The following is a 26634-nucleotide window of genomic DNA, read 5'->3' on the forward strand; positions in this document are numbered from 1 at the left end:
AAACATTACGTTAGACGGGATTTATGCAAAACTTAATGCTTAAGGTTCAGTCTATGAAGCATCTCTACATTAGTGAGAGTAGCGTTAGGCGCCTATTTCAAAAACACTACAACGAGAGTTTTAGTCAAAGGCTAAAGAAAATTAGGCTCAATGTGGCGTGTGATTTATTGATTAATACTTCGTTGCCAGTGAATCTGATTTTGGAGAAAGTGGGATACGACAACCAAGCCAACTTTAATCGTCAGTTTAAATCGTATAAGCAGGTGACTCCGACTCAATATCGAATAGCAATGAAACACCATTGATTCATTCACATACTAAACAATTCACATAAGATTCTGAATAAATTACAGTTAGGTGAACTTTAAAAATGGATTTAACGTATTACCAAGGATGTAAGTTTATGTTTTCACAAGGCTTACTCGCATTACTAATAAAAACAAGCCGAGGTTAGGATGAAAAAAATATTATTGCTGCTTAGTGTGGTTCTATTGGGTGGTTGCGTGGGCATGCCTGAAACAGTAAAGCCCGTTCAACAGTTTGAATTGGATCGATACTTAGGAAAATGGTACGAAGTGGCTCGTTTAGACCACTCGTTTGAGCGTGGCTTAGACAACATCAGTGCCGAATACAGCCTACGTGATGATGGTGGCGTTAAGGTAATTAACCGCGGCTATTCGGCTGAAGATGGCGAATGGAACGAGGCGGAAGGTAAGGCGTACTTTGTCGAAGGCAGCGATCAGGGTTATCTAAAAGTGTCGTTCTTTGGCCCCTTCTACGGAGCTTATGTGGTGTTTGAGTTGGACAAAGAGAATTACCAATACGCGTTTGTTTCGGGCCCAGATACCGACTACTTGTGGTTACTTTCAAGAACACCAGAGGTTGCACCAGAAGTGATGGAGAAGTTCAAAGCGATGTCTAAAGAACGTGGCTTCAATACTGAGGAATTGATTTACGTTGAGCACAGCAAATAGGCTGAGCGTGCGAGGTTAACGACAGTTGATTGAGAAAAAGGAACAGATGAAGAATGCATCTGTTCCTTTTTTATTGGTTTGGTTTTGTATGAACTAGCCTTGTCGACGAACCTGCAACACGCTGAGCACTGATAGTGAAAGGAAGAACGCAGGGTCACTCCAACCAAAACCAACAAAAATGTCTGTAAACGCGGCATACAGAGTGATGATAGCACCCAGCATGTTGGTCACAATCAAACCTTGCACGAGCTTTTTGGCACTGACTCCGGGCTCAATATCTCGCAATAACCAGCTTATCGCGGCAATACCACCGAGGAAGATACTGGTGTGCTGAGAGAGAAAATAAGCGTACTTATCATTAATTTCTACGCCGTACATAGGCCACATCACCGTTGGTAGGAAAAACACCGCCAAGGCAAACCCTGCGTAAATGATGCCGTGTAGGCTTAAAAACGTTTTATTGTTCATTTGTTATCTCTCTATCTCGTGCCTGTCGCTAATTCTTTATTCATTCCAATCGCTTTGTTTTCATTCAGCGAATTAACTAGTCGTTGATTGGGCCTTTGTTAATGGTAGTTAAAGGCTGGTTCACGTCGAAAATTACACCACGTACTTCATCGACGCCCATCTGTTTAAGGCGAGCGCTATGCATCGCTAGGTAAGTCTCTGCACTGAGCTGGTCTTCAAAAAGGTAGACACCACCGCCCAGTTTTTCGGCTTCGTTTTCTGTCCAGATTTTCCAGATCATACCCGGTTCGTTGTTAATAGATTTTGCTAGGTCAACGAGCGCGTTCGACATCTCTTCACCAAATGGGCCGCTAAATTCAAAATCGACTTGTAATAGTTTCATGGTTATTTCTCCAAACAGTTACTTGGTATTGCGCTGAGACTCATGGTCATTTCGCAAAACGTAGGGGGCTTGATTGCCTGTTGAAATAGATATTACCTGTAAAAAACAGACAGAAAAGTTCATAATATAGTTATTAACTGTCAGGATTTTAGACCGATGAGATTGAAAACCACCCTCGACCAATGGCAAACCCTTTACGAGATTGACCGCGCAGGCAGTATTCAGGCGGCGGCACTGCAATTGAACAAGAGCCACACCACGCTGATTTATGCGTTGAGAAAATTGGAAGACCAATTGGGTGTTTCTTTAGTGCAGGTTGAAGGTCGTAGGGCTGTATTGTCGGAGGATGGGAAATCACTGTTGCGCCGAGCGAGTAGCATGCTGGAACAAGCCAGAGAGCTAGAGTTGATCAGTGAACAACTGGCGAAAGGTGTAGAATCTGAAATTGTGGTTGCGGTTGATCACTTGTGTTGTCTTAAACGTCTTTATCAACCGATGGCTGCATTTTTGGCGGAGAACAACACCACATCAATACAAGTTATTGAGACATCATTGTCTAAGACGACGGAAATGGTGACTCAAGAACTGGCCGATGTGGCTATCATCAACTTGCCTATTACTAATTACTCAGCAGAAGCCTTTGGTTTTACGATGATGGAGCCCGTTGTCGCAAGTTCGCACTCTTTAGCTAACGTGTCATCTATATCGCTAAACCAGTTGTCGTCGCTGCCACAAATTGTGGTGCGAGACTTAGGTGCTCAAGCTAGTCAAGGCAGTAAAAAGCAAGGGAACAAAAAGGATGTAGGGTGGTTGAAGTCGAGTCAGCGTATTACGGTCGATAATTTCGATCATGCGTTTGGCGCGGTAGAGCAGGGAATCGGGTATTGTCGACTACCAAAGCATATTGTTGAAAGTCGAGGAAGTGACAAGCTCACGGTGTTGAATGTGGAAAATGGCAGTGGATACCAAGTCCCGCTTCATCTCACTTTACCAAAAGGGGCAAAGACAGGTCCTGCTGCAAAACGGTTCTACGAATTACTGCTAGAGTCAGCTGCTCCTGCTAACTAACCCACATTCAGTTGGGCTCAAACTAGCGAGGTTGGTTGCCGTTCAAGAATAGCGCAACACATTCACGCGTGTAATTCAGCCTTTCATTATCAGACTCGCCGCTGTCGTGCCCGAAGAATGCCCAATAAGCCGACTTACCATGAAACATCAGCAACAATTGTCGTGCAGCAATGATTGGTGAACTTGATGTTGAAAGCGTTAAGTCACCCGAATCTATTTTCGACTGCAAATAATCAGCGAGTAACTTAGTGGTCTTCTGTGGCCCTGTTTCTAAATAAATAGAAGCAATTTCTGGATGTGTGTTGGATTGGCTCACCGCATTTTGAAAGGTCTGCCTAGACTGCTCATCAAGTAACAAATCTTGAAACTTCACACCAAACTTCACCAATTCTTCTTCCAAAGTGGCCTTCATATCAAATGCTGAAGGGCTGAGTTCGCGTTCCGCACACTTGGTTTGCATGCAGGTTTCGAAAAGTTCGTCTTTGTTTTTAAAGTGGGAGTAGACCGTTTGCTTAGAAACGTTCGCCGCTTTCGCTATCTGATCCATATTTATCTTGAAGCCATGATCAGAGAAAAGTTGGCTTGCTGCGGTTAAGATCTGCGATCTCTTCTGTTCACTCTTGATGATTTTAGTCACGTGCTGTTTCTCGTTGCTTGGTACTTGGTGTTGCTCAGTTCAATGCATTTCGTTCTGCGCTAAGCATTATGCTTTTTGTGATGGTTTTATCAATCATTAACGATGAAACTTATTTTTAACATAATCAAACTAGACAGTCTAGTTTGGTTTGGTTAGTCTAAAAAAAGAATAGGATTGAGTACCGCATAGGAACAGTGAGTATGTATAAATTGATGAAGGGAAGTGCGGTGGCGTTATCTCTATCGGCTTTTCTTGTTGGATGTGGCGAAAAGGAACAAGCCCAAGAGTCGGTTGATTCAACCACTGAAACGGCTTCGAGCGTCCAAACCATTTTAACCGTGGAAACGATGGCCTTAGCGCAATCTTCCTCTTATGCGGTACAGCGTGAATATGTTGGTGTGGTAAAAGCAGGGCAACAGGCGAATCTTGGTTTTGAATTGGCGGGTAAAGTAAACGAGATTCTAGTGGATGTCGGTGACACAGTAACCGAAGGTCAACCCTTAATCCGGTTAGACACCCAGCTGTTGCAGACTGAATCGAGCCAACTGAAAGCGCAAGCCGAAGAAGTCAAAGCACAACTGAGCCTTGTGGCGGCAAACTTGAAGCGTCAACGTTCACTGAAAGCAAAGGGCTTCAGTGCCGAAGCTGAGATTGATTCTCTTACTAGTGAACAACGTGTATTGCAGGCGAACTTGCTGCGCATTGATGCCTCAGTAAAAGGCAATCAATTGAAGCTGGTGAAATCGACAGTGCTTGCGCCTTATTCTGGCACCATCGCAACACGCTTTGTCTCTTTAGGTGATGTTGTAAATGTGGGTAATCCAACTCTGACACTGCTGGCCTCTGAAGGTAAAGAAGCGTTCATTGGTATTCCTGCCCATCAAATGCAAAAAGTGACTTCGCTTTCTTCGCCAAGTATTCGTGTCGGGCGAGACGATTTCGCTGTGAGCCTGCTTAATCCGGGGGCGATGGTGGATACTAAATCTCGCAGTGTTGGCCTACGTTACCTGTTTCCTGAGCAAGCATCTGTTTTAGAAGGGCAACTTGCGTACCTTAAGTTTGATGAGCAAATCGATGACCAAGGTTACTGGGTTCCGCTCACGGGTTTGATCGATGGTTTACGTGGTGTGTGGAATATCTTCGTTATTGGTGAAGACAACAAAGTTGAACGTCGAAGCGTGCAGGTGTTGTTTGCCAACAACCAACAAGCCTACGTGAGCGGTGCAATCAGCGAAGGCGAGCAGGTGATATCCAGTGGTTTACATCGTTTGGTTCCCGGCCAAACCGTGAAGCCAGCCAGCGTTACTGCTGAATAGGAAATAGTATGAAAATCATAGAGACTATTTCTAACACTCGATTGCTTATCTTAATGACCGCGCTGCTCATGGTGAGTGGTATTTCTGCGTTCATGACTCTGCCGCGTGCAGAAGATCCGGTAATCATTAACCGCTACGCGAACATCACAACGAGCTTCCCCGGCGCCAGTGCTGAGCGTGTTGAAACCTTGGTCACCGAGGTTATTGAGAACAAACTGCGTGAGTTAAGTGAGGTTAAACTCGTCAGCTCAACGTCAAGACCGGGTGTGTCGATTGTTACTTTGGAACTCAATGATGTGATTACCGAGCCTGAACCCGTTTGGTCTCAAGCTCGTGACAAGCTGTCTGACATCGAATCCATTTTGCCTGCGGGCTCTCACTCTCCCGATCTCGACAGTGACCATACCTATGCTTTTACCACGATTACGGCTCTAACTTGGTCTGGTGCTGGCGAGCCTGACCGATTAACACTCGGGCGTTATGCCAAAGAGCTCGCTAAGCGATTACGAACCTTGTCGGGCACTGAATTCGTTGATGAATACGGGATGCCGCAAGAAGAGATTCAAATCAGTTTACGCACGGCTGATGCTGCCGCGCTTGGTCGTTCAAGTGCCAATATCGCAGAATCGCTTGAAGGGGCGGATGCGAAAAACTCTGCCGGAGAATTGGTCAGTGCTTATTCTCGCTTTGGCTTAGAGATTAAGTCTGAGCTTGATTCCATTGAACGTATTAAACAAGTGCCAATAGCCACCGACAGCAATGGTCACATCATCCGTATGGAAGACATTGCTTCTGTGAAACGTGGTGAGAAAACCCCGCAAGACCAGATTGCCATTATTGATGGCGAGCCGGGTGTGATTGTTGCGGCAAGAATGCACCCTGATCTGCGAGTTGATAATTGGACGTCGAGAGCCAATGCGCTCATCAGTCGATTTGAGCAAGAGCTGCCGAGCAATATTCAGGTCAACGTGCTTTTCAATCAGCAAGGCTATACAGAAACACGCTTGGACGATTTGGGTAAAAGCCTGATGATCGGTTTTGGTCTGATCTTGATTGTGCTGTTCGTCACCTTGGGTGTGCGCGCCGCGATCTTAGTGGCGATTTCTCTGCCGTTAACTTCATTGCTGACATTGTCGATCATGAAAATGACCGGTGTGCCGATTAACCAGATGTCGGTGACGGGCTTAATTGTGGCGCTTGGGATCATGGTAGATAACGCGGTGGTAATGGTTGATACCATTCAAGCTTATCGCCTGAAAGGGCAGCAGCGCGCTGAAGCGACCATGAATGCATTGAAGCACTTGTGGGTTCCGTTACTGGGCTCGACACTCACCACTGTCTTAGCCTTTGCACCGATTATTTTGATGCCTGGCGCATCGGGTGAGTTCGTGGGGGGAATTGCGATTACCGTTTCTTTCTCTTTGATCGGTTCTTACATTATTTCACATACCCTAATTGCGGGCTTGGCGACTAAGTTACTGCCGAAACAGCTCAGTGATGTTGATAAGAAAGGGCAACACCATTGGTACATGACCGGTTTGAGAATTCCGGCTTTGACGCGTTGGTTCTCGTCTTCTGTCCGCTTTGGTGTGACGCATCCAATCATCACGATTGCTCTGGTGTTGTTGGTACCGTTTACTGGTTATTGGAGTATGTCTCAGCTGACTGAGCAATTCTTCCCACCATCAGATCGAGACATGTTTGAGATTCAGGTGTACATGCCGCCGCAAGCAAGCATTTATGCGACCAAGAATAACTCTGAAAAAATCGACGATATCATTCATCGTTATCCTGAAGTAGAACGCATCGATTGGCTGGTGGGCGCAAACTTCCCATCGTTCTATTACAACCTACAAGCAAGGCAAAATAACGCGCCGTACTTCTCGCAAGCAATGGTGAAAACAGAAAATTTTGATCAAGCCAATGCGCTAATTCCTGAACTTCAAAAGGTGCTAGATAAAGAAGTACCACAGGCGCAGATCTTGGTGAGAAAGCTTAACCAAGGGCCTCCATTTACCGCGCCAGTAGAACTGCGTGTGTATGGTGAAAACCTCGATACGCTGAAAGCGATTGGTGAGGATGTGCGCTTGATTCTGGCAGGAGTTCCTCATGTGACTCACACAAGGGAAACACTGCAACCGGGTACACCTAAGGTGTGGTTGAAGGTCGATGAAGACACCGCGAAACTTAACGGTATTTCATTGAACCAGTTTGCTGGCATGCTGCAAACCACGCTGACAGGTCGCGAAAGTGGTTCGGTAATTGAGGGCAGTGAATCGGTGCCAATTCGTGTTCGTGTTGCGGATGACGCGCGTGAAAACTTAGCGCACTTAAGTAATATTCGCTTGCCGATAAGCTCTGAGGTGTACTCAACTGGCATCAATGTGTCGACTCTGGCTGAGCTTGAATTGACGACCAGTCGTGGTGCGATTACTCGTCGTAACGGGCAGCGTGTGAATACCATCGAGGGTTACATTGAAGCGGGTGTCTTACCTCAAACCGTACTTAATGAATTCCAAAAACGCCTAGCAGACTATGAGATGCCATCGGGCTACACGATTGGCTTTGGTGGCGAATCCGCTGAACGAGACAATTCAGTCAATAGCCTGATCTCGAATGTCGCCGTTGTGGTGGTATTGATGGTGTTGGTGGTGGTGATGTCGTTCAACTCGTTCCGAATGAGTAGCATCATCTTCATGGTCGCAGGATTGGCAGGTGGGCTAGGGCTGTTGTCGGTATGGATCTTCGGTTATCCGTTTGGCTTTACGGTGATCATCGCCATGCTCGGGATTGCGGGCTTAGCGATTAACGCTGCCATCGTGATTCTGACGGAATTGAAACTCGATAAGCAAGCCTCATCAGGCAATGTGGATGCGGTCGTTGAGGCAGTGATGTCGTGTACTCGCCATATCAGCTCGACCACGATTACAACCGTTGGTGGCTTTATGCCGTTGATTATTGCTGGTGGCGGTTTCTGGCCTCCATTTGCGGTCGCGATTGTCGGCGGTACAGTATTAACCACCCTTATCTCGTTCTACTTTGTGCCTGTGGTTTATCATTTGATGACTAAAAATCAGCGCAAAACCGTCGTCGAACCAACAGCATAATCTCTTCTTTGGTGACCCTTACTCCTCTCTATTGAGGGGAGTAACACCCACTTAAAACCCATCAAAATACTCATGAAATCGGCTTTTTATCCCCATTTCTGTCCGTTTTCTGCTGCGTATAACTGACATGATTATCATAAAAAGCAGGGTGTTATTTGAATACCTGATGGGTTGCTGTCTGAAGTGATGTCTTTTCTAAATACCTTTAAAATCTTATGTGAATTCATAAATTTGACAGTCATCACACTTTGCTTAATTCGCTCTTTCTAATGTAATCAATCATTATTGTTTCTACTGCGTGTTTACTTTTCTCTCTCCCGTTTCGCTTTAATCCTTTTCCGCACATGGCTCGACTCGTGTGGCACGTTCATGTTGTGCGTCTGAATTGCATCAATTTCCTACATCTTACTTTCATAACTGGAAGGTTAGTTTCCAAGTTTGTTTGGTGAGCTTTCAATTTCAACTCCTCATAATGCGCCAAATGTAACAATGTATTTCAAAGTGTAACAATTAAGTCATATTTTTTGTGTGGTTTTAACCGTGCGGCAATGTTTCGGCTACGCAGCACTGTCGTTTTAACTTGGCAGTTCAACTGTCGACTGTTCAAGATAGTGGCTAATTCCGTTTCGCTTTGAGATGCGTCGTTTCACATGCTCAACACATAAATATTCTAATGACCATGACAACCAGTACTCGGGCGTTCGTTCTGAGGCTGGATAACCATCGAGAAAGTTAATGGAAGCTTCAAGATATAAACGCATTTTATCGAGAGCAAATCTGTCGAGGATTGGTTTGGTGGGAACCGCCTTGATGCTCGAAGGATGTAACTCCGCATTGCTCGACCCAAAAGGTAGCGTTGGCGTTCAGGAAAAGGAGCTGATTATTACTGCTCTGTTGCTGATGCTGATTGTCGTCATCCCCGTGATCCTGATGACCATCTACTTTGCTTATAGATACCGTGAAAGCAACACCACAGAAGAGTATGCACCTGACTGGGCGCACTCAACCAAGATTGAAATAGTGGTATGGACGATTCCAATCATCATTATTGCGATTCTGGCCACCATCACTTGGCGAACAACACACGAACTAGAGCCTTCCAAGCCTCTGGAGAGTGACGTTAAGCCTATGGTGATCGAAGTGGTCTCTCTGGACTGGAAGTGGCTGTTCATCTATCCGGAGCAAAACATTGCGACGGTTAACTATGTTGCGTTCCCGAAAGATGTACCGGTGACGTTTAAGCTAACTTCAGACAACATCATGAACGCGTTCTTTATCCCGCGTCTTGGCTCGCAGATCTACGCGATGCCGGGAATGGTGACCAAGCTGAATTTGATCGCGAACCACGAAGGTGACTTCAAAGGTTTTGCATCGAACTACAGTGGTAAAGGGTTCTCTCAAATGAAATTCACCGCATCAGCCATGCCTGATCAAGTGGCGTTTCTAAACTGGGTGGAAAAAGTGAAAGCTAGCCCAGACCGTATTGAAGATTGGGAGCAATTCCGTTCTTTGGCTGCGCCGAGTGTGGCTGAACCTGTGACTCTGTTCTCCAGTATCCCACCATTTTTATTCACTGATGTCGTGACCCAGCACCCTGGTTCAATGAACTGTTTGCCGGAAACCCAAGGATAATCGTCATGTTTGGAAGATTAACTCTAGACTCAATTCCCTACCACGAACCCATTATTTTGTTCACGTTAACCATGATCGCTTTAGTGGGTGGTTTAGTGGTGTATGCGGTAACAAAAGCCGGTAAGTGGCAATACCTTTGGAATGAATGGTTTACTTCTGTAGACCACAAAAAATTGGGCTTCATGTACATTGCGGTCGCGATGGTGATGTTAGTTCGTGGCTTTGCCGATGCCGTTATGATGCGTAGTCAGCAATTGCTATCCGCAGCGGGTGAGACAGGCTATTTACCGCCACATCACTATGACCAGATCTTCACGGCTCACGGCGTGATCATGATTTTCTTCGTCGCGATGCCTTTGGTTATCGGCCTGATGAACATCATTGTGCCGCTGCAAATTGGTGCTCGTGATGTTGCGTTCCCTTATCTGAATAACTTGAGCTTCTGGCTGTTTGTAGTGGGTATCATCCTAACCAACATGTCACTGGGCTTAGGTGAATTTGGCCGTACGGGCTGGTTGGCGTATCCGCCGCTTTCTGGCATTGAGGCAAGTCCGGGAGTCGGGGTCGATTATTGGATATGGGCGCTGCAAATATCCGGTGTGGGTACCACGTTAACGGGTGTGAACTTCTTCGCGACTATTTTGCGCATGCGTACTCCGTCTATGCCAATGATGAAGATGCCAGTATTCACGTGGGCGTCTCTGTGTGCCAACATCCTGATCATCATCTCCTTCCCAATCCTAACGGTCACCATCGCGTTACTGACTTTGGATAGATACATCGGTACGCACTTCTTCACCAATGACCTTGGTGGCAACGTGATGATGTATGTGAACCTGATTTGGGCATGGGGGCACCCTGAGGTGTACATCCTAATCTTGCCTATCTTCGGTGTGTTCTCTGAAGTTACAGCAACCTTCTCACGCAAAAAACTGTTCGGTTATACCTCGCTGGTATGGGCAACGGTGGCTATCACTATTTTAGCGTTTGTGGTTTGGTTGCATCACTTCTTCACCATGGGTTCTGGCGCTAACGTGAATGCCTTCTTCGGCATCGCGACCATGATTATCTCTATCCCAACCGGGGTTAAGATCTTCAACTGGCTGTTCACCATGTACAAAGGACGCATCCGTTTTACCACGCCAATGATGTGGACAGTGGGCTTCCTAATCACCTTTACCGTTGGTGGTATGACGGGCGTATTGATGGCAGTACCGGGCGCAGATTTCATTCTGCATAACTCAGTATTCCTGATTGCTCACTTCCACAACGTAATCATCGGTGGTGTTGTCTTCGGTTGTTTTGCTGCGATTGGTTACTGGTTCCCGAAAGCGACTGGTTTCACTCTGAACGAGCTTTGGGGCAAACGCGCATTCTACTGCTGGATCATCGGTTTCTTGATGGCGTTCTTGCCGCTTTACGCTCTGGGCTTTATGGGCATGACGCGTCGTTTGAGCCAAGATATCAACCCTGAATTCTTCCCTCTATTGGCGGTTGCGGCTGCAGGTACAGGCGTAATTGCGATGGGTGTGGTGTGTCAGTTCGTTCAGATTTACGTGAGTGTTCGTGACCGCGACCAAAACCGAGATCTAACCGGTGACCCATGGGGTGGACGTACATTCGAATGGGCAACGTCTTCACCACCGCCGTTCTACAACTTTGCAAAACTGCCTAAGGGCGATGAGATCGATTCGTTCTGGTATCAAAAGCAAAGTGGTGAGTTTGACCCAACTCAGGAAGAAGAATACGAACGTATTCACATGCCGAAGAACACACCGACAGGTATCTATGTTTCTGCATGGGCGTTGGCATTTGGCTTCGCAATGATCTGGTACATCTGGTGGCTAGCGGCTGCAAGCTTAGTGGGCATCGTGGTGACGTGTATTCAACACAGCTACAACGACGATGTGGACTACTACGTGGAAGTTGAAGAGATCAAAGCGATTGAAGCGGCTCGACGTGCACAGCTTGAAGAAGCAAAGAAACAGTCAGTGAAAGGCGACAACTCTGGTCGTGGTAACAGCGCTGACAGTGATAACAACGACAATAAAGATGATTTGGAGACGACGTATGCAAGCTAATACTCCGTCACACACTTATGATCTTGCACACTCGCATGATCATCACCACGAAGCTGCGGGCAATAAGTTGTTTGGCTTCTGGGTTTACTTGATGAGTGACTGTGTCCTGTTTGCCACGCTTTTCGCGACTTATGCCGTGCTTGAGAGTGGATCTATCGCAGGTCCGACAGGCAAAGATATCTTTGAACTGCCGTTCGTGTTTGTCGAAACCATGATGCTGTTGTTCAGTAGTATCACCTTTGGCTTTGGCATGATTGCGATGAAGCGCAAAGACGTTACCGGACTGAAGCGATGGATAAAAGTCACTTTCGTATTGGGTTTAGCCTTTATCTGTATGGAAGTGTATGAGTTTCATCACTTGATTGCAGAAGGCTATGGCCCTCAAGAAAGCGCATTCCTTTCTGCGTTCTTTACCTTGGTCGGCACACACGGTTTGCACGTAACGTTTGGTCTGATTTGGATGGCGGTGGCGTATCACCAGCTTTCAACCAAAGGCTTGAACGACAACATGTCGATGCGTTTCCAGTGCTTAAGCCTGTTCTGGCATTTCCTTGATATCGTTTGGATTTGCGTATTTACCATCGTGTACTTAATGGGGGTGATGTAATGGAACAGCATCTAGACAGCGGTGCAACGGATTACGTGAAAGGCTTTATTGCGTCACTGATTCTGACCATTATTCCGTTCTACATTGTGTGGTCACATGCGCTACCAAGCACGGAAACTTACGTGATCTTGTTCGGTTGTGCGCTGGTGCAAATCTTTGTGCACTTTAAGTACTTCTTGCATATGGAAGCGAAATCTTCCGATGGGCGTTGGAACTTAGTGTCACTGATGTTTACTGCCATTGTTGTATTGATTCTTATCGCTGGCTCGGTATGGATCATCTACAACATGAACGTCAACATGAAGTTGTAGGCCAAGGTATGCTGAAAAAATATTTGTCTATTACCAAACCGGGCATCATTTTCGGCAACCTGATTTCTGTTGCGGCGGGGTTCTTTCTCGCCGCAAAAACAGAACCAGCCAGTGCGATGTTGTTACTGACGACTTTAGCGGGTGTAGGGCTTGTGATTGCATCAGGTTGCGTGGTGAACAACATCTTTGATCGAGATATCGACCAGAAAATGAAACGTACCCAGAACCGTGAATTGGTTCAGGGCAATATCAACACAGACGTCGCATTTATCTATGCGTTAGTTATGTTGTTGGCAGGCACAGCGTTGCTGTTTCAATTTGTTAATCCGATGTCTGCGGTTGTGGTGTTGCTTGGCTATGTGTTTTACGTCTTTTTCTACACCATGTGGTACAAGCGTAATTCGGTTTACGGCACCTTAGTTGGCAGTATCTCTGGCGCAGTTCCGCCATTAGTTGGTTACCTTGGTGTGACGAATTACTTGAGCTTAGAAGCGGTTTTGCTGTTCATCATGTTCTGCTTATGGCAAATGCCACACTCGTATGCGATTGCGATGTTCCGCATTCAAGATTACCGCGATGCAGGCATTCCTGTTTTACCGGTGAAAGAGGGCGTTGATAAAGCACATCAGCACATGAAAGCTTATGTGGTGGCGTTTGGTGCGGTTGCTCTGGGGTTATTTTTACTCGGAGAGGCGGGTTATGAATACCTAGCCGTGTCGGCAGCCGTTTGCTTTATGTGGACCAAAGTGACGTTCCGTAAGGTTGATTGTCTTAACTACATTCAATGGTCAAAGACAGTCTTCAAGGTCTCTCTGCTGGTGGTGATGAGCATCAGCGGCGTACTTGGACTGGAACTGATTCCGTTGCCTACGCTTTTTTGATTTAGTTTTGTCGTTGAACCCTCACTGTTTTTAAATCCGAGGGTTCAACGACCTTTTATCTGATTGTCTGTTTATCTTGTCATCTATATTGCCGTTCAGCTGAGAACTACAGCCCCTCGAAAATATCACTAAACCAATCTTCAAGTTGCTCTCGTTTGTCTTGAGGGCCATTGATTACCACTAATCCATTCAGCGTCGCTTGATCCCAAGAGATCGTTCCGTTCGCCAATGCATCGAACACATCGAGCTCTGTAATAAGCAATAAATCGTTGTCTGTCGGCAAAGTGTCTCTTCCTGAAACGTTCACGCCTTTTTCAATGCTGATTTGGCTGTAGTGGCCTTTAATTGCTTCAAATAAGTTGAACTCAATCTTGCTCGGATGTGCCTTTGCGAGGGCTGATTTTATCGCAAACAGTTTGAAATGATCCGGTTTATCTAGGTTTCCGAACTCGTCATCTTGTCGAGCATGAATGATGTTGCCAAACACTTCGAGTGAGCCCGGTTCGGTCACCAAACTAAACCCGGTTTCTTGGTGTAAGCCGCAAGCGAATACCAGAGAAGAACTGAGTGAAAGCAATAGAACAAAACGTTTTAGCATGTGTGGACCTTAAACGAAGTCGGGCAGTTTCCTTACTTCAACAATAGACCTAGATCGTTGAGTGAGGGCTGCGAACTGTACCAATAAATAAACGATAAAGGGACCACAATGGGTCCCTAAGTTATCGGCTCGCCATCCTTAGCATGCCTTTAATTGGTGTATATCCAATTAACGAACGATAAGCATCAGTTCTTCAGGAGAAAGAGGTTTGTCGAAGTAGCTCATGAAGAGACCGAAGCCCTTGATATCGCCATTCGAGAACTTGAATTCACCAGACTGCATGTTCTTACCAATCACTTGCTGAGCATTAGGGCCCGCCATCAGGATTTGGTTCAGCACTTGACGAGAAGTGTTGATTTGAACATCTGCGCCTTCTACGGCTGTTTCATGAAGCTGTGCAATACCGTTACGAACTTCGATAGTGAATGACTCATTCGTATCAGAGAAGTTGTACGTTAGCGCCATGTTTACATCTAACGTGCTTTCTGCAATTAGAGTCGACGTCATCATGTCGAAGATCTGCTTACTTGGTAGGGCTGTTAGAACGTCTACAGAAGCAAAGCTGATCATGTTAGAGAAATCGCGAGTACCTTCTAGCTCAGCAGCGGCATTTAATGCCCAGTTACGCCAGTTGATGTTCACTTGGTCTGCAGACCATGCTTTGTAAGCTTGTGCTTTCAGTGCGCGAGCTTCCATGTCGTCTTTGTTTACCGTGATTGGGTAAGAAAGAATCTCTGCGGCGAATGTGTAGTTTTCTGCTTTGATCGCGGCTTTCGCTGTGTCGATGATGTTGTCACGACCGCCCATGATTTCTACGAACGCTTTAGCACGTTGCTCGTAAGCCATTGGCTCTAGCTGCCACGGATCGGCTTCGAAGAAACCGTTGTAGCCTACGTAAATTTGGCGAACAGCGTGTGCAACAGTACCGTAGTGCTCACCTAACCAAGGGTGGTCAGCAAGGTGCTTAGGAAGTTTAACTACTTCAACTAGCTCGTCAGGTGTTAGACCCTTGTTCATGTGACGAATCGTTTGGTCGTGTGTGTATTGGATTGCATCACGGTAAGCCGTTAGTACATCCGCTACCGCTTCTTTGCCTTCAACAGGACGACCATGCGAGTTGATCATGATTTCTGTATCGAATTGACGCATAACGTCGATGCCCTTGAACCACATGCTTGGGTCACGGAATTTCGTACCACGAATCGTGTGTAGGTTCGGGAAGTTTTCGCCTTGCAGAACCTCTGCTGCGTGCAGGATTTTTTGTTCTGGAAGGTAAACCACGATTTCATCTTTAGTTTCTGATGGCACGTTTACGATCTGCATGTGAACACCAGAGATTGTGATGTCTAATGTGCCATTTTTTTCAACGAGCATATTAGGCTCAATGAACGAGATATCACCTTGCATGAAGCGAGGGCCAAGGCCATCGTTTACTGTGCCGTGTTCGCCTTCTTCAACGTGTTTTGCACCTGTGTAAGAAGTGCGGTGACCGAACAGTGTACCTAGGTTTGAAGACCAGTTAGCGACAGCTTGAGTCAGATCTTCTTGAGCAATGATTTTCACTTCACCAGAAGCCACTTGCTCATCTGTTGCCCATGCACGAACACCAGAAATGTGGTCAATGTGGTTGTGCGAGTAGATGATCGCTTTTACTGGTTTGTCTGTGATGGCGCGGAATTGGTTTTTTACCGATTCGGCCATTTGTACTGATTCGCCTGGATCAACGATGATGATGCCATCGTCACCTTCGATCATGACTGGTGTGTCTAGACCGAAGCCGTAACCAAGGTAAACATTGTCATCAACTTTGATGATCGCTTGGTCCATTTTACGGCCATGCTTGGTGAGGGTTGGGTGAACATGGTCAGACTCTTCTGTGAAAGCCAGTGAATCGCCCGTTTTTGAAAGCACTTGGATACGTTCGCCTTTGCCCCAGAACATGTTTGATTCGTGTTCGAATAGAACCTCGCTTTTGTAGCGCGCATCAAGATCGATGTTTTGGTATTGAGCTGCATTTGCGGTTTGAAGCTCTTGGCCTACCGTTGATGTTGCTTCTACAACAGGCGTTGCTGATGCAAAGCCAGAAGCAAATAGTGCACTCGCGATTGCAACTGGAAGTGCCATTTTTTTGAATGTGTTAGTCATGATAGTGACCTTATATTTGGATACAGGAATTGGATTTCTTGAGCCAAATAATAGACAGGAGAGGGGGGCGCTATCTACGCGCTAATAGTATTTCAACCTATCTTTTTTACGATGTTTTATTTTGCTAATGATTGTATTGGCGATTTTAATTAATCTAAATCAATTAGCCAGATGAGCTTGTGACAGATACAAAAATGCCCTGACATTCAGGGCATTTAATTTGGAATTAATGGCTGTTATATAAGTGTTTACTGAGAACCTGAGTACTTACTGAGCACCTAAGTACTTACCAAGCGCCTAAGTAAGACTTGTAAGATTGTAGGCGAACCGTTGCCGCACCGATTACATCAATAAAGCCCCAGAACGGATGTGGCTTCTCAGCAGAAATCCAAGCTGCGCCAGCTGAACCAATTGGGATATTGAAACCTTCTGGTTCGATGATCTCAAGTACGATGGTACGACCTAAACCGTTACCGTTTCTTACCACGTGTTGACCGACGCTTTGTGGCCCCTGAAGTGGAGAAATACTCGACTCACCCGTACCTGCATTAAAGCTGTGTACTTTTGCTCTGAACACATGCCCTGGGTAGGCATCAACGAAGAACTCTGCGAAGTCTCCTACTTGAACATAGCCGTAAGTTTGGTCTGAAATACGCATCTCAAGGAATTTTTTGCTGGTGTTGTAGAGGTGCATGTTACCCATGACAGAACCTTCAGCAATATTCACTATCGATACCTGACCATCAAATTCAGCTCTAATGGTTTTCTTCTCTTGCGCCCAATTTACTTTTTGTAGATCGGCTTTTAACGATACAAGTTGAGCGTGTAGCACTCGAAGGTCTGAGTCGTACTTTTCTACGTCACGCATATTGAAGATTTCAGGTGAAGTTTCAGCGCGCTCTAAGTCGCGAATCATTTGCTTGATCTCTTCTTCTTTCTGAACAATTGAAGATTCGATCTTTGCTTTGTCTGCGGCAGAATCGATGTCGACGAGTGTGTAAATTACGTCGCCTTCTTTAACCATTTGGTTGTGCTCAACAAGCACTTTGTCGATCTGCTGACCAAAGATAGGTGACATTACCGCGTGTGGTGCTTTCACTGTGGTTGAGTTGGTTAAATCAACCGGTGCCCATAAGCGAGAGATAACCGCTAATACCGCAAGGATTGTTACGCCGCCAATGGCAGCCCACGTGTAGTTTTTGAAGTTCTTCTTCAGTGCACCTGTCGCAAACAGTGACCATACAATTAGGATGTATGGAATCATCATCTCTTTCATTATGCGACCTCTTTTTCTGTAGGGGATGGTTTTGTTGGAGCCTTTTCTTCTGAAGACTGTTCTTTTGAAGATTGTTCTACTGGAGACTCTTGTGTTTGAGACGGCTCTGCTACCGATTGTTCAGGTGATACGTGGACAGCGGCTGTCGCTGCATTAGTCGCATCTTGTTTAGGCTGAACTCCACGGCGAATCACATCACTCAGTGATTGACCAATATGTTTCCAGTTCGCCAATGCGATAACCAAGGCGATAACCCAGAATGTTTTGCTGATGAACAGTCCACAAAGTGACAGTGCAAACACGATCTGTACGTGAGCGCTTTTGTGCTCTTTTGCTTTATGCACTCCCAGTTCATGCAATTGCCACATGCCGTAAATACCGGCTAATACCACAGCAATGGTCACTGAGAACAAGTAACCAGAGAAGTACTCCATCTGGAAGAAGTTCATCATCATTTCATTGGGATGATTGTTGAATTGAGACATGTCGATGTCTTTAGAATGGATTGTGCCTAACGGTGCAAGAGCCCATGCACCAGCAAACATTACCGCCATAAACAGGCAGAATTTAATCAAGACCATCACAACGGCCCAGATTTTCTGGAAAATGATTTTTATAAAGTTCATATCTCAACCTACATCAATAAGAAGAGAGAATTTGCAGCCTAGAAGTAACCTTTAATGACATCTTAAAAAGTAGATGTCTATTATGTGGGTAGATTAGTGCTCATAATAAACAAAAGTAACAGATGATATTTAAAGTGATATTGCACAGTCCAGACAACCGATTCTCGGTATCAAGAAGCGAATATGCTTCTCTATAAACCAATTCTTATTACTAGCCAGAAATGCAGGTTGGATGACTATGTCATACAGAATGAAATATTAGGCTCGTTCTTTTAGCTACTGTCTTCTTTACGTGTAAACCTCTTCTGTCGAGGGGATCTTCCATGGCAATTGACATAGTGTTGTAAAACATTTGTCAGCATTCTGTTTGGACTAAGAATTGATTTGTTGGCAGGATAATAGGAAGAGTTTTGACCAGTATCCACCCAGAATTACGATTTGATAATATCGTAATTACGATGAGTCACTATCACTCTAAATCGGTAGGTTGAATTATTTGCTAGCGCTCAAATTCGGCTTTAAAACATCGGCCATTAAATTGGTTTGGATCAATGAAATGACTAATAAAAGCATCAATAAGAGAGTTGATAGAATTTATCTTTTTACACGCATTTTACAATAAAAAGAGTAATACGAATGAATGATGAATTATATACGGACGACAATAAAATCCATTTGTCATAAAGTATTCATAAAACCTTAAGAAATACATTAATGATACGCTCAGTATATGATTGTAGCTATTAACAAGAACATCTTCTTTGAGCGCTGAATTAAAAATATTGTAGCTATAATTATTTAGAAGTATACCTCAATCACTCTGAACACAGTGTCATGACAAGCGAGACAATAGTCAGTTTTATCATTGTCATTAGAACATTACCAATTGGCGAGGTTTCTCATTTAAAAGAGTGGTGTATCACGGGATATTAGTGTCTCAATTTATAACTTTAAATTTGAGATTCTTATTTTATGCTATCGTTTTTACGATAGCATAGTGCTTTTGGCAGCCTTGAGAGTAATGATATATGAGTAATGACATCCCAAACTTCAATCTACTTGCCGTGTTTTCTGCGGTGATGGAGCAGGGCAGTTTAAGTAAAGCTGCGGATCAACTCAGTACCAACCAATCGACCATCAGTACCGCATTAGCCCGCCTAAAAAAAGAGATTGGCCAAGAGCTTTTTGTTCGCAAAGGAAGAGGGGTTGCGCCTACGTCTTATGCCCAAAGCTTGTATGAACAAATTAAAGCGCCGATCAATGAACTCAATGGCGTGTTTCAGTCGATGACCAGTTTTGATGAGCAATCCTCTGAACGTAAGTTTGTGATTTCTGCGCCTGAGCATTTACAGTGGGTGCTGCTCAATAGTTTTGCGGCGCTTCCTAATCAAAACTTGTCATTAGAAGTCTTTGATCAACCAGACAGTGATGAGCGCATTTACGAAGATCTTTTGACTCAAGAGTTCGATGCGATGATCGATATTGTGGTGCCTGAACACCCAAGTATCGTCAGTGAAACACTTTATGAGGGCGAGTTTGTGATCGTGTGTCGAGCTGATCACCCGCGAATCCAAGGTGAAATCAGCGAAGCTCAATTCCTAAGTGAAAAGCATGCCGTATTAGACAGAACACGACGCAAAGTTCGCAGTTTGAATCACTACACTTCTTTGGATCTGTCCCAACGTAAAATCGTATTTCATGGGCGTTCGCTGTTCAGTAATATCTTGCTGTGTAGCCAATCCGATTACATCACTGTGGTGCCTTTATCTATGGCCGTGCAGTTCCAAGAAAAGTTAAGTTTACAGCTGTTCAAACCACCCTTTGAGTATCAGCCGATGTCTCATTACCTGATTTGGTTGAAGAAGCGGAACAGCGACCCCGCTCATAAATGGTTCAGAGAACAAGTCATCAGTACATCAGACTCAATGTCGAAGGCGCTTAAAGATAGGCGTTTGCGGTTTTAATTGAGGGTCTAACTCGAGGGGAAGCATTGGCTTCCCTTTTTTGTGTCATTGAGTTCGTGCTAGTCTTAAAGTTCATAACAAAAAATTATCATATTGAGAATTTTTGATAATTTCATTAATTCCTCGCTGAATCGTATTATTTCACTCAGAGATTAGTGGATAACCTCCACTCAAAATAATAACGGCGCCATGCTTGTGGTGCTAATAAGGGTGAAATATGAAATTCCTACACACTATGATCCGAGTTACTGATTTAGACAAGTCTATCGAGTTCTACACCAAGGTATTGGGAATGAAGGAACTTGAACGCCATGAAAACAAAGACTACCGCTACACATTAGTTTTTGTTGGCTACGAACAAGGCGGCACGACTATCGAGCTAACGTACAACTGGGATACTAATGAGTATGAGATGGGCAGCGCGTTTGGTCATCTGGCATTGGGTGTAGAAGATATTTACGCAGCATGCGACAAGATCAAATCGCTAGGTGGCAATGTGACTCGTGAAGCGGGGCCAGTAAAAGGTGGCTCAACGCACATCGCATTTATCACTGACCCAGACGGCTACCAAATCGAATTGATTCAACTAGGTTAATCGAGGAAATCATTATGACAAACGCACTATTTCAACCAATTCAACTTGGTAACATTGAGCTTAAAAACCGTATTGTTATGCCTCCGATGACGCGCTCACGTGCGACGCAACCTGGTAATTCAGCAAACGACATGATGTCGGCTTACTACGCTCAACGCGCTTCGGCTGGTTTGATCATTGCTGAAGGCACACAAATTTCACCTATGGGTCAAGGTTATGCTTGGACTCCGGGTATCTATTCTGATGAGCAGATCGCGGGTTGGAAAAAAGTAACGGATGCAGTGCATGAGAAAGAGGGCGTTATCTTCGCTCAACTTTGGCATGTAGGCCGTGTAACACACCCAGACAACATTGGTGGTGAACAACCAATCTCGTCTTCTGCACTTAAAGCAGAGAATGTAAAAGTATTCATTGATAACGGCACTGATGAACCGGGCTTTGTTGATGTGGTTGAACCTCGTGAGATGACCAAAGAGGACATCAAAGAAGTGGTTGAACAGTACCGCCAAGCGGCTTTGAATGCGGTTGAAGCGGGCTTTGATGGTATCGAACTTCACGCAGCGAATGGTTACTTAATCAACCAATTCATCGATTCTGAAGCAAACAACCGCACTGACGAATATGGTGGTTCAATTGAAAACCGCCTGCGTTTCTTGGGTGAAGTAGTTGAAGCTATGGTTGAAGCGATTGGTGCTGACCGTGTTGGTGTTCGTCTTGCTCCGTTTACTTCGCTAAATGGCACGGTTGACGCAACGCCTGTTGAAACTTACACAGCAGCGGCAGCACTACTTAACCTATACAAAATTGTTTACCTGCACATTGCAGAAGTTGATTGGGACGATGCGCCTGAAACGCCAAAAGCATTTAAAGCGGCAGTTCGTGAAGCTTACGATGGTGTCCTTATTTATGCGGGTAAATACGATAGCGAGCGTGGCGAAAAAGCCGTTGCTGAAGGCGTAACTGATATGGTTGGCTTTGGACGTCCATTCGTTGCTAACCCAGATTTACCAGCTCGTATTCAAAATGGTTACCCACTTGCGGCGCACGATCCAAACACATTGTTTGGTGGTGCGGAAAAGGGTTTAATTGATTACCCAGAATACGCAGGCTAAAAACAGCTGCCTGAAGCAGAGTATTGAGATAGTATCTTGATCCTGTTGAATGTTTATAAAAAGCAACCTTGTAGAGTCGGGTTGCTTTTTTTGTTATTGGACCAAGTTAAATGATGAACGTGAAAGCGATGCGCGGAGAGCTTTACCTTCTATTTGCCACCCTGTTTGCTGGTGTTGGATGGATTGCATCTAAGCTAGTGGTATTAGAAATGCCGGGACCGGTGTTCATTGGTGTGCGGTTTTTAGTGGCAAGCCTGATTCTACTGCCATTCTGTATTCATCACATTCGCAAGCTCTCTCTCAAGCAGATTCTGTCTCTTTGCGGGGTGGGGTTATTGTTATCTGCCTCACTGCAAGTATGGGTGTTTGCGGTTTCGGTGACTGAAAGCTTGTCGGAAGGGGCATTCATCATGAGCTTGGCCATGATCATCGCGCCGTTTGTGTCTTGGATTTTGTTTCGAGTTAAGCCTAATCGTGCGTTTTGGATGTCTTTTCCTATCGCGATTATCGGCATGCTACTGCTAACTTTGGGCAATGGTTGGAATGTTGAACAGAGTCAGGTTTACTTCTTGTTAGCTTCGATGTTGTTGTCCGTTCACTTTGTGATGAACAAGCGTGTTATCACCAACATCAAGCCGATTGCCTCGATCTGCGTACAGCTTTTTGTGGTGGGTATCAGTGGGATGGCGTTTGCGTCTATGACCGCTCAGCCTGAATTTGAAATCACCAAAACGCTCATCTTCTGGTTTATCGTGTCTGCTGTTATCGCGACTTCTATTCGTTACTTGCTGCAAACGGTAGGGCAGCATTCTGTGAACATGGAAGTGGCGGCATTGATCATGATTCTTGAGCCAGTGTGGACATTGTTATTGAGTGTCAGCGTGTTGGGTGAAACGGTTGAGATGCAAAAGCTGCTAGGCGGAGCGGTGATTATTGGTTCGCTATTTTGTTATATCAAATGGTCGAGACGAAAATAAAACACTCGGCGCAAGGCCGAGTATTGCTTGTTGGTTAGTGATTGTTCAGAACTCATTAAGCATGCACTAGCAATAAGATCCGGTCACAGTAAGATCAGATCGCTGCGACCATCTTTTGAAGTAGCTTGATCATCTGCTGTTGTTCTTCAGCGTCCAACTCGTTCATTAGCTCTTTGTTTAAACGAATAGGGATTGGAACGAGTTGTTCTTCGAGTGCTTTCCCTTTTTCCGTTAAGTAGATTCTGAAAGAACGACGACTGTTTGGATCGGCTCTGCGTTCAACCAGTTCAAGCTTTTCCAACTTGTCTAATGTTCGTGTCGTTGTCGAATTCTCGACTTTGGACTTCGCTGCGATATCGCGCTGCGTAATGCCTTCTTCTTCCCACAAGCACATCAAGGTTGGCCAAAGGGCAAGGCTCAAACCGTGTTGTTTGAGTTCTACATCAAAATCTTTGCTTGCTTTGTTGGCGACCACATTGATCATCCACCCAAAGCTATTTTGCCTATCAAATTCTTGAGACATCCGTCAGTACCTAATTCTTACGATGACATTACAACTATTGTCATCGTAACTAATACCGATGCAATTAGCACCAACAACGCTTTTCTATTTGATGAAAAAGCCAATTGACTGCCATTTCTGAAATAATCCGTTGACGCTGAATGGTTTTGTTTGCCGGTGAACATAGCTAAAACCAAGGGCTTTGAGCGTAGTTTGTACACAAGGATCGCCAACAAATGCAAAACGACAAATGCGACCAACATACGTGCCGCGATAGCATGAGCCGTACCCAAGATATCAAATACAGTGTCGGTGATGATCACATCAGAGTAGGACAAGTTGTCAAAGAAACCAGCAATAACAAGCCCTGTTATACATTGGACAAACAGAGTCGTGATCATTCCTATCACCATCCACGCACCTAACGGATTGTGTCCTGGCTTGGGTTGAGTTTTGCCGCGCAAGTAATGCCAAGCTGACTTCGGGGAGCTAATGAATTGAGAAAAACGACTGGTATCACTTCCAATCATTCCCCAGACCAAGCGCCACAGAATCAAACTAAACAGTGCTAGCCCTAAATAAATGTGTGGGCCATTGCCACTAAAACCAGATACAGCAAGGCCAATAAACAGAGCTGCTTGCAGCCAGTGATAGAGTCGAGTCGGTAGATCCCAGATTTTCATCGTTCAATTTCCTGCTTGTCGTTTTACAAAGTGATATTAATTTACACAACAACAGTTGCTATAGCAACTGTTGTTGTGTAAATTAAATGCATCTCGTCGATTACGATTGAAAACTCAACAAATCAACCGACCAAATAAACAGGAATGACACTATGAAAAAACTGACTATCGCTTTACTTATCACTGTGCCGGTAATGGCTATTGCCGCAACGGAAGCTGTGAACAATCGCCAGCAGGCTTTTAGCTCAATTGAAAAGCTCAATAAACAAGTGTCTTCAGAATTAGGGAACCGAAATACAGATTGGAAGAAGGTTGAGGAGTTAAGTGGGAGTTTGGTTGAGCACGGAATCGTACTGAGTAACAGTTTTGCTGAGAGTGACACGGGCGGTAAGGCAAAAGAAGCGGTGTGGAGTAAGCCTGAGAAATTCAACCAACTGATGCTACAGATGAACCAAGGTTTTACGGAGTTACAACAAGCGAGTATTGAGCAGGACCTTAGCAAGGCTGAACGTGGTTTAGATGCGGCCAATAACACATGCCGAGCGTGTCATCGTACTTATCGTTCGCGTTGGTAACGGTTCTAAGAACTGACGTTGAATGTAGGTGGTAAAGTTCAATCCTTACCACCAAGGCTTCTCGTGTTTATCTTATTTACTTGGTGTAATCGCGTTGATAGCACTAAGGACAAGCAGAGTACGTGAGTGAATTAGTCACGAACAGTGACTTTAGTAATCACGATATCTTCGCAAGGCACATCTTCGTGTCCCCAGCGAGTAGTGGTTGGTGCAAGCGCAATCTTGTTGACCACGTCCATGCCTGCCGATACTTTGCCAAACACTGCGTAACCCCAACCTGCGTTGCTGGTCGCGGTATGATCAAGGAAATCATTGTCGTCAAGGTTGATAAAGAACTGCGCCGTTGCTGAGTGTGGTGCGTCTGTACGAGCCATTGCCACTGAGCCAATCACGTTCTTTAGTCCACGATTTGCTTCATTGACGATAGGTGCGTGTGTTGGCTTCTCTGTCATGTCGATAGTGTGTCCACCACCTTGAATCATGAAACCTTCAATCACACGGTGAAACGTGGTGCCTTCATAGAAGCCTTCTTGGCAGTATTTAAGGAAGTTTTTTGAACTTACTGGCGCTTTCTCAAGGTTAAGTTCAATTTCGATGTCGCCAAAGTTAGTGGTCAGAATAATCATAAAGGTGCCCAATGTTCGAGTACTAATATTTTGAGTACTACAGAGTAGTGGATGACGTAATAGGGTGCAGTATATGAGAAATAACGGCGGATGCCAGTGAACAGTGATTTTGATGTGTATTCAAGGGCGAGCTGAATGATCTTCGAGCGTGCCATCGCGCGTTCACTTCACTCGTATAGACAAGAAAGCCAGCGAACAGGTCGCTGGCTTTTGAGGTTTTAAAGATTATTGCTTTTGATTAAAGCGTTAGAAGGTAATTCACCAGCTGGTTGTACTCTTCGTAGCTCTTGATTTGATCCGGTTTTACGATGTATTTGTTGTTAACTAATACGCCCGGAACGCCAGTTAGTGTGCTCGCATCAAACTGCTTATCAAAACGTTTCTGCATTGAGTTAACTGCGAAACCGTTGTAGGCCGCATCAAATTTCTTCGCATCTACACCGTTATCAATGAAGATCTGGCGCAGTTCCGCTTCGTTTCTTGGGGTCTGTTGTTTCTCGTGAATTTTGGAGAACATTGCCGGAACCATATTGTCTTCAGTGTCGAGTGCAATCATGGTCGCGTAAGCTTTTGCCATAGGCACAGCCATGTCGTTGCCCATAAACGCTACGTGCACTTTTTGAAAGCTTGCTGATTTCGGTAGGTCTTTCTTTAGATACTCGATGACGCCTTCAAACTTGTAGCAATGAGGGCAGTAAAACGAGAAGAACTCGGTAACGACAGGCTTATCTGCTTTCGCTACGTCGAGGATCTTGTAGTGAGTACCTTCTTCAAACTGAGCGGCATTAATTGAAGCGCTCATGATCAGAGCTGCGAATAGGCTAAATAGCTTTTTCATGTGTTTATTTCCTAAATTTGGATGTCATTGTTTACAGCGATAGAGCTGTATTAGTAATACGTTGGCAAGCGTTGCCAAACAGGGACAAACAATTAAGAAATAGGAGGTCGGTAAGGAGCTTGTGGCGACATGATCGCCTTGTGTGAAGGCTCTTTCTCGATCAAAGCCAATGAACCAATTTGGGTATCAAAAGACTCTGACACAATCAACGGTGGCATTTTAAGTAAGCATACAGAGCCACAGCAGTGGTGTTCTACATTGGGTTGCGCGCTGGAATATGGGAATGAGTCACTGGTGTCGAATGAGGAATCGGTGTTCTGCGATAAGGTTGATAGATTTTGAGTCACCTGCATAGCATTGGCGTTCGCGATACTGTCCACACTGATGGTGGCCACTAACATAGCGAATAGCATAAAAGCATGTACCCAAATTTTGCTTATCAACTTTGGCATGAAATATTGGTCTTTGTGTCCGAACTAAGGTTGGTATGAATCACATTCTGCAACCGCTAAACAAGAAAGCATGAAACGAGCGCATGATACATCACTCGTTTGTGCATCTCTAATTAAACCCAACAAAACTTAGCAGAGCTCAACTTTTATTAGTCTCCTAAAAGGTTAAAACCACCGACTTTAGTCGGTCAGCTTTAGCTA

At 45.0% G+C, this 26634-nt stretch carries 26 protein-coding genes and 1 pseudogene; 15 read left to right on the forward strand and 12 right to left on the reverse strand.

Going from position 1 to position 26634, the window contains the following annotated elements; translation table 11 throughout:
• Positions 1 to 56: 56 nt before the first annotated feature.
• Both ED652_RS18640 and ED652_RS18645 read left to right on the forward strand, forming a co-directional pair.
• Positions 57 to 305 (forward strand): annotated as a pseudogene (locus ED652_RS18640) (helix-turn-helix transcriptional regulator); the annotation flags it as partial.
• A gap of 150 nt (positions 306 to 455) precedes the next feature.
• Positions 456 to 974, forward strand: coding sequence for a lipocalin family protein (locus ED652_RS18645; protein ID WP_122055765.1), 519 nt, complete (start codon positions 456 to 458; stop codon positions 972 to 974).
• Positions 975 to 1067: 93 nt separating this feature from the next.
• Here ED652_RS18645 and ED652_RS18650 read toward each other — a convergent pair whose 3' ends face one another.
• Both ED652_RS18650 and ED652_RS18655 read right to left on the reverse strand, forming a co-directional pair.
• On the reverse strand, positions 1068 to 1442 hold the full coding sequence (locus tag ED652_RS18650) for a hypothetical protein (RefSeq protein WP_122055766.1): 375 nt from the start codon (positions 1440 to 1442) through the stop codon (positions 1068 to 1070).
• Between the two features lie 76 nt (positions 1443 to 1518).
• On the reverse strand, positions 1519 to 1824 hold the full coding sequence (locus ED652_RS18655) for a monooxygenase (RefSeq protein ID WP_060982885.1): 306 nt from the start codon (positions 1822 to 1824) through the stop codon (positions 1519 to 1521).
• Positions 1825 to 1980: 156 nt separating this feature from the next.
• Here ED652_RS18655 and ED652_RS18660 point away from each other — a divergent pair, with 156 nt between their 5' ends.
• Positions 1981 to 2892 (forward strand): LysR family transcriptional regulator, encoded by a 912-nt coding sequence (locus ED652_RS18660; protein WP_122055767.1) that lies wholly within the window; start codon positions 1981 to 1983, stop codon positions 2890 to 2892.
• A gap of 22 nt (positions 2893 to 2914) precedes the next feature.
• On the opposite strand, the gene ED652_RS18665 is transcribed toward ED652_RS18660, so the two are convergent.
• Positions 2915 to 3529 (reverse strand): TetR/AcrR family transcriptional regulator, encoded by a 615-nt coding sequence (locus ED652_RS18665; protein WP_099166335.1) that lies wholly within the window; start codon positions 3527 to 3529, stop codon positions 2915 to 2917.
• 200 nt (positions 3530 to 3729) lie between these two features.
• On the opposite strand from ED652_RS18665, the gene ED652_RS18670 reads away from it, so the two are divergent.
• The 7 genes from ED652_RS18670 to cyoE all read left to right on the forward strand — a co-directional run bounded on the left by ED652_RS18670 (position 3730) and on the right by cyoE (position 13464).
• Positions 3730 to 4845 (forward strand): efflux RND transporter periplasmic adaptor subunit, encoded by a 1116-nt coding sequence (locus tag ED652_RS18670; RefSeq protein ID WP_122055768.1) that lies wholly within the window; start codon positions 3730 to 3732, stop codon positions 4843 to 4845.
• 8 nt (positions 4846 to 4853) lie between these two features.
• A complete protein-coding gene (locus tag ED652_RS18675; RefSeq protein ID WP_122055769.1) occupies positions 4854 to 7952 on the forward strand; it encodes an efflux RND transporter permease subunit in 3099 nt (1032 codons plus the stop codon).
• 735 nt (positions 7953 to 8687) lie between these two features.
• On the forward strand, positions 8688 to 9584 hold the full coding sequence (cyoA, locus tag ED652_RS18685) for a ubiquinol oxidase subunit II (protein WP_099166339.1): 897 nt from the start codon (positions 8688 to 8690) through the stop codon (positions 9582 to 9584).
• Between the two features lie 5 nt (positions 9585 to 9589).
• Positions 9590 to 11665, forward strand: a complete 2076-nt coding sequence (gene cyoB, locus ED652_RS18690; RefSeq protein ID WP_050612784.1) for a cytochrome o ubiquinol oxidase subunit I — start codon at positions 9590 to 9592, stop codon at positions 11663 to 11665.
• A complete protein-coding gene (gene cyoC, locus ED652_RS18695) occupies positions 11637 to 12272 on the forward strand; it encodes a cytochrome o ubiquinol oxidase subunit III (RefSeq protein WP_076671315.1) in 636 nt (211 codons plus the stop codon). The genes cyoB and cyoC overlap by 29 nt, the downstream gene beginning before the upstream one ends.
• Positions 12272 to 12583 (forward strand): cytochrome o ubiquinol oxidase subunit IV, encoded by a 312-nt coding sequence (gene cyoD / locus ED652_RS18700; RefSeq protein WP_010439794.1) that lies wholly within the window; start codon positions 12272 to 12274, stop codon positions 12581 to 12583. Before cyoC ends, cyoD begins: the two co-directional genes overlap by 1 nt.
• A gap of 8 nt (positions 12584 to 12591) precedes the next feature.
• Complete coding sequence (cyoE, locus tag ED652_RS18705) at positions 12592 to 13464, forward strand: heme o synthase (RefSeq protein WP_102384196.1); 873 nt, start codon at positions 12592 to 12594, stop codon at positions 13462 to 13464.
• 106 nt (positions 13465 to 13570) lie between these two features.
• Here the strand turns inward: cyoE and ED652_RS18710 are convergent, their stop codons facing one another.
• From ED652_RS18710 to ED652_RS18725, 4 genes are all read right to left on the reverse strand, one after another.
• A complete protein-coding gene (locus ED652_RS18710; RefSeq protein ID WP_122055770.1) occupies positions 13571 to 14062 on the reverse strand; it encodes a hypothetical protein in 492 nt (163 codons plus the stop codon).
• Positions 14063 to 14230: 168 nt separating this feature from the next.
• Positions 14231 to 16207 (reverse strand): alkyl sulfatase dimerization domain-containing protein, encoded by a 1977-nt coding sequence (locus ED652_RS18715; protein ID WP_122055771.1) that lies wholly within the window; start codon positions 16205 to 16207, stop codon positions 14231 to 14233.
• A 286-nt stretch (positions 16208 to 16493) separates the two neighbouring features.
• Positions 16494 to 17483: an efflux RND transporter periplasmic adaptor subunit gene (locus ED652_RS18720; protein ID WP_122055772.1), complete on the reverse strand. Its 990-nt coding sequence runs from the start codon at positions 17481 to 17483 to the stop codon at positions 16494 to 16496.
• Positions 17483 to 18109: a magnesium transporter gene (locus ED652_RS18725; RefSeq protein ID WP_122055773.1), complete on the reverse strand. Its 627-nt coding sequence runs from the start codon at positions 18107 to 18109 to the stop codon at positions 17483 to 17485. The genes ED652_RS18720 and ED652_RS18725 overlap by 1 nt, the downstream gene beginning before the upstream one ends.
• 1028 nt (positions 18110 to 19137) lie before the next feature.
• Here ED652_RS18725 and ED652_RS18730 point away from each other — a divergent pair.
• From ED652_RS18730 to ED652_RS18745, 4 genes are all read left to right on the forward strand, one after another.
• Positions 19138 to 20073, forward strand: a complete 936-nt coding sequence (locus ED652_RS18730) for a LysR family transcriptional regulator (protein WP_122055774.1) — start codon at positions 19138 to 19140, stop codon at positions 20071 to 20073.
• A 217-nt stretch (positions 20074 to 20290) separates the two neighbouring features.
• Positions 20291 to 20668: a lactoylglutathione lyase gene (gene gloA, locus ED652_RS18735; protein WP_017084654.1), complete on the forward strand. Its 378-nt coding sequence runs from the start codon at positions 20291 to 20293 to the stop codon at positions 20666 to 20668.
• A 14-nt stretch (positions 20669 to 20682) separates the two neighbouring features.
• Positions 20683 to 21780, forward strand: a complete 1098-nt coding sequence (locus ED652_RS18740) for an alkene reductase (RefSeq protein WP_122055775.1) — start codon at positions 20683 to 20685, stop codon at positions 21778 to 21780.
• Between the two features lie 110 nt (positions 21781 to 21890).
• Positions 21891 to 22757, forward strand: coding sequence for a DMT family transporter (locus tag ED652_RS18745; RefSeq protein WP_122055776.1), 867 nt, complete (start codon positions 21891 to 21893; stop codon positions 22755 to 22757).
• Positions 22758 to 22851: 94 nt separating this feature from the next.
• Here the strand turns inward: ED652_RS18745 and ED652_RS18750 are convergent, their stop codons facing one another.
• Together ED652_RS18750 and ED652_RS18755 are read right to left on the reverse strand one after the other, a co-directional pair.
• Positions 22852 to 23280, reverse strand: a complete 429-nt coding sequence (locus ED652_RS18750) for a MarR family winged helix-turn-helix transcriptional regulator (protein ID WP_017109971.1) — start codon at positions 23278 to 23280, stop codon at positions 22852 to 22854.
• A 17-nt stretch (positions 23281 to 23297) separates the two neighbouring features.
• Positions 23298 to 23942 (reverse strand): cytochrome b/b6 domain-containing protein, encoded by a 645-nt coding sequence (locus ED652_RS18755; protein WP_122055777.1) that lies wholly within the window; start codon positions 23940 to 23942, stop codon positions 23298 to 23300.
• 152 nt (positions 23943 to 24094) lie between these two features.
• Between ED652_RS18755 and ED652_RS18760 the strand changes: the two genes are divergently transcribed.
• Positions 24095 to 24517, forward strand: coding sequence for a cytochrome c (locus ED652_RS18760; RefSeq protein WP_122055778.1), 423 nt, complete (start codon positions 24095 to 24097; stop codon positions 24515 to 24517).
• Positions 24518 to 24648: 131 nt separating this feature from the next.
• On the opposite strand, the gene ED652_RS18765 is transcribed toward ED652_RS18760, so the two are convergent.
• The 3 genes from ED652_RS18765 to ED652_RS18775 all read right to left on the reverse strand — a co-directional run bounded on the left by ED652_RS18765 (position 24649) and on the right by ED652_RS18775 (position 26433).
• Positions 24649 to 25143, reverse strand: a complete 495-nt coding sequence (locus tag ED652_RS18765) for a peptidylprolyl isomerase (RefSeq protein ID WP_102541492.1) — start codon at positions 25141 to 25143, stop codon at positions 24649 to 24651.
• A gap of 238 nt (positions 25144 to 25381) precedes the next feature.
• A complete protein-coding gene (locus ED652_RS18770) occupies positions 25382 to 25981 on the reverse strand; it encodes a thiol:disulfide interchange protein DsbA/DsbL (RefSeq protein WP_102310771.1) in 600 nt (199 codons plus the stop codon).
• Between the two features lie 92 nt (positions 25982 to 26073).
• A complete protein-coding gene (locus ED652_RS18775) occupies positions 26074 to 26433 on the reverse strand; it encodes a hypothetical protein (protein ID WP_065103868.1) in 360 nt (119 codons plus the stop codon).
• Positions 26434 to 26634 lie beyond the last annotated feature (201 nt).

It is taken from the genome of Vibrio sp. Evd11, from assembly GCF_900382755.1.
In the GTDB taxonomy this organism is placed as follows: Bacteria; Pseudomonadota; Gammaproteobacteria; order Enterobacterales; family Vibrionaceae; genus Vibrio; species Vibrio lentus.

What these genes read in the sequence shown, in the direction of transcription:
- ED652_RS18745 (WP_122055776.1), top strand. Translation starts at nt 21,891, where the DNA reads ATGATGAACGTGAAAGCGATGCGCGGAGAGCTTTACCTTCTATTTGCC.
- ED652_RS18750 (WP_017109971.1), bottom strand. Translation starts at nt 23,280, where the DNA reads ATGTCTCAAGAATTTGATAGGCAAAATAGCTTTGGGTGGATGATCAAT.
- ED652_RS18725 (WP_122055773.1), bottom strand. Translation starts at nt 18,109, where the DNA reads ATGAACTTTATAAAAATCATTTTCCAGAAAATCTGGGCCGTTGTGATG.
- ED652_RS18675 (WP_122055769.1), top strand. Translation starts at nt 4,854, where the DNA reads ATGAAAATCATAGAGACTATTTCTAACACTCGATTGCTTATCTTAATG.
- ED652_RS18770 (WP_102310771.1), bottom strand. Translation starts at nt 25,981, where the DNA reads ATGAAAAAGCTATTTAGCCTATTCGCAGCTCTGATCATGAGCGCTTCA.
- ED652_RS18715 (WP_122055771.1), bottom strand. Translation starts at nt 16,207, where the DNA reads ATGACTAACACATTCAAAAAAATGGCACTTCCAGTTGCAATCGCGAGT.
- ED652_RS18740 (WP_122055775.1), top strand. Translation starts at nt 20,683, where the DNA reads ATGACAAACGCACTATTTCAACCAATTCAACTTGGTAACATTGAGCTT.
- gloA (WP_017084654.1), top strand. Translation starts at nt 20,291, where the DNA reads ATGAAATTCCTACACACTATGATCCGAGTTACTGATTTAGACAAGTCT.
- ED652_RS18765 (WP_102541492.1), bottom strand. Translation starts at nt 25,143, where the DNA reads ATGATTATTCTGACCACTAACTTTGGCGACATCGAAATTGAACTTAAC.
- ED652_RS18755 (WP_122055777.1), bottom strand. Translation starts at nt 23,942, where the DNA reads ATGAAAATCTGGGATCTACCGACTCGACTCTATCACTGGCTGCAAGCA.
- ED652_RS18650 (WP_122055766.1), bottom strand. Translation starts at nt 1,442, where the DNA reads ATGAACAATAAAACGTTTTTAAGCCTACACGGCATCATTTACGCAGGG.
- cyoD (WP_010439794.1), top strand. Translation starts at nt 12,272, where the DNA reads ATGGAACAGCATCTAGACAGCGGTGCAACGGATTACGTGAAAGGCTTT.
- cyoE (WP_102384196.1), top strand. Translation starts at nt 12,592, where the DNA reads ATGCTGAAAAAATATTTGTCTATTACCAAACCGGGCATCATTTTCGGC.
- ED652_RS18670 (WP_122055768.1), top strand. Translation starts at nt 3,730, where the DNA reads ATGTATAAATTGATGAAGGGAAGTGCGGTGGCGTTATCTCTATCGGCT.
- ED652_RS18660 (WP_122055767.1), top strand. Translation starts at nt 1,981, where the DNA reads ATGAGATTGAAAACCACCCTCGACCAATGGCAAACCCTTTACGAGATT.
- cyoB (WP_050612784.1), top strand. Translation starts at nt 9,590, where the DNA reads ATGTTTGGAAGATTAACTCTAGACTCAATTCCCTACCACGAACCCATT.
- cyoC (WP_076671315.1), top strand. Translation starts at nt 11,637, where the DNA reads ATGATTTGGAGACGACGTATGCAAGCTAATACTCCGTCACACACTTAT.
- ED652_RS18655 (WP_060982885.1), bottom strand. Translation starts at nt 1,824, where the DNA reads ATGAAACTATTACAAGTCGATTTTGAATTTAGCGGCCCATTTGGTGAA.
- ED652_RS18775 (WP_065103868.1), bottom strand. Translation starts at nt 26,433, where the DNA reads ATGCCAAAGTTGATAAGCAAAATTTGGGTACATGCTTTTATGCTATTC.
- ED652_RS18645 (WP_122055765.1), top strand. Translation starts at nt 456, where the DNA reads ATGAAAAAAATATTATTGCTGCTTAGTGTGGTTCTATTGGGTGGTTGC.
- ED652_RS18710 (WP_122055770.1), bottom strand. Translation starts at nt 14,062, where the DNA reads ATGCTAAAACGTTTTGTTCTATTGCTTTCACTCAGTTCTTCTCTGGTA.
- ED652_RS18730 (WP_122055774.1), top strand. Translation starts at nt 19,138, where the DNA reads ATGAGTAATGACATCCCAAACTTCAATCTACTTGCCGTGTTTTCTGCG.
- ED652_RS18720 (WP_122055772.1), bottom strand. Translation starts at nt 17,483, where the DNA reads ATGAAAGAGATGATGATTCCATACATCCTAATTGTATGGTCACTGTTT.
- ED652_RS18760 (WP_122055778.1), top strand. Translation starts at nt 24,095, where the DNA reads ATGAAAAAACTGACTATCGCTTTACTTATCACTGTGCCGGTAATGGCT.
- cyoA (WP_099166339.1), top strand. Translation starts at nt 8,688, where the DNA reads ATGGAAGCTTCAAGATATAAACGCATTTTATCGAGAGCAAATCTGTCG.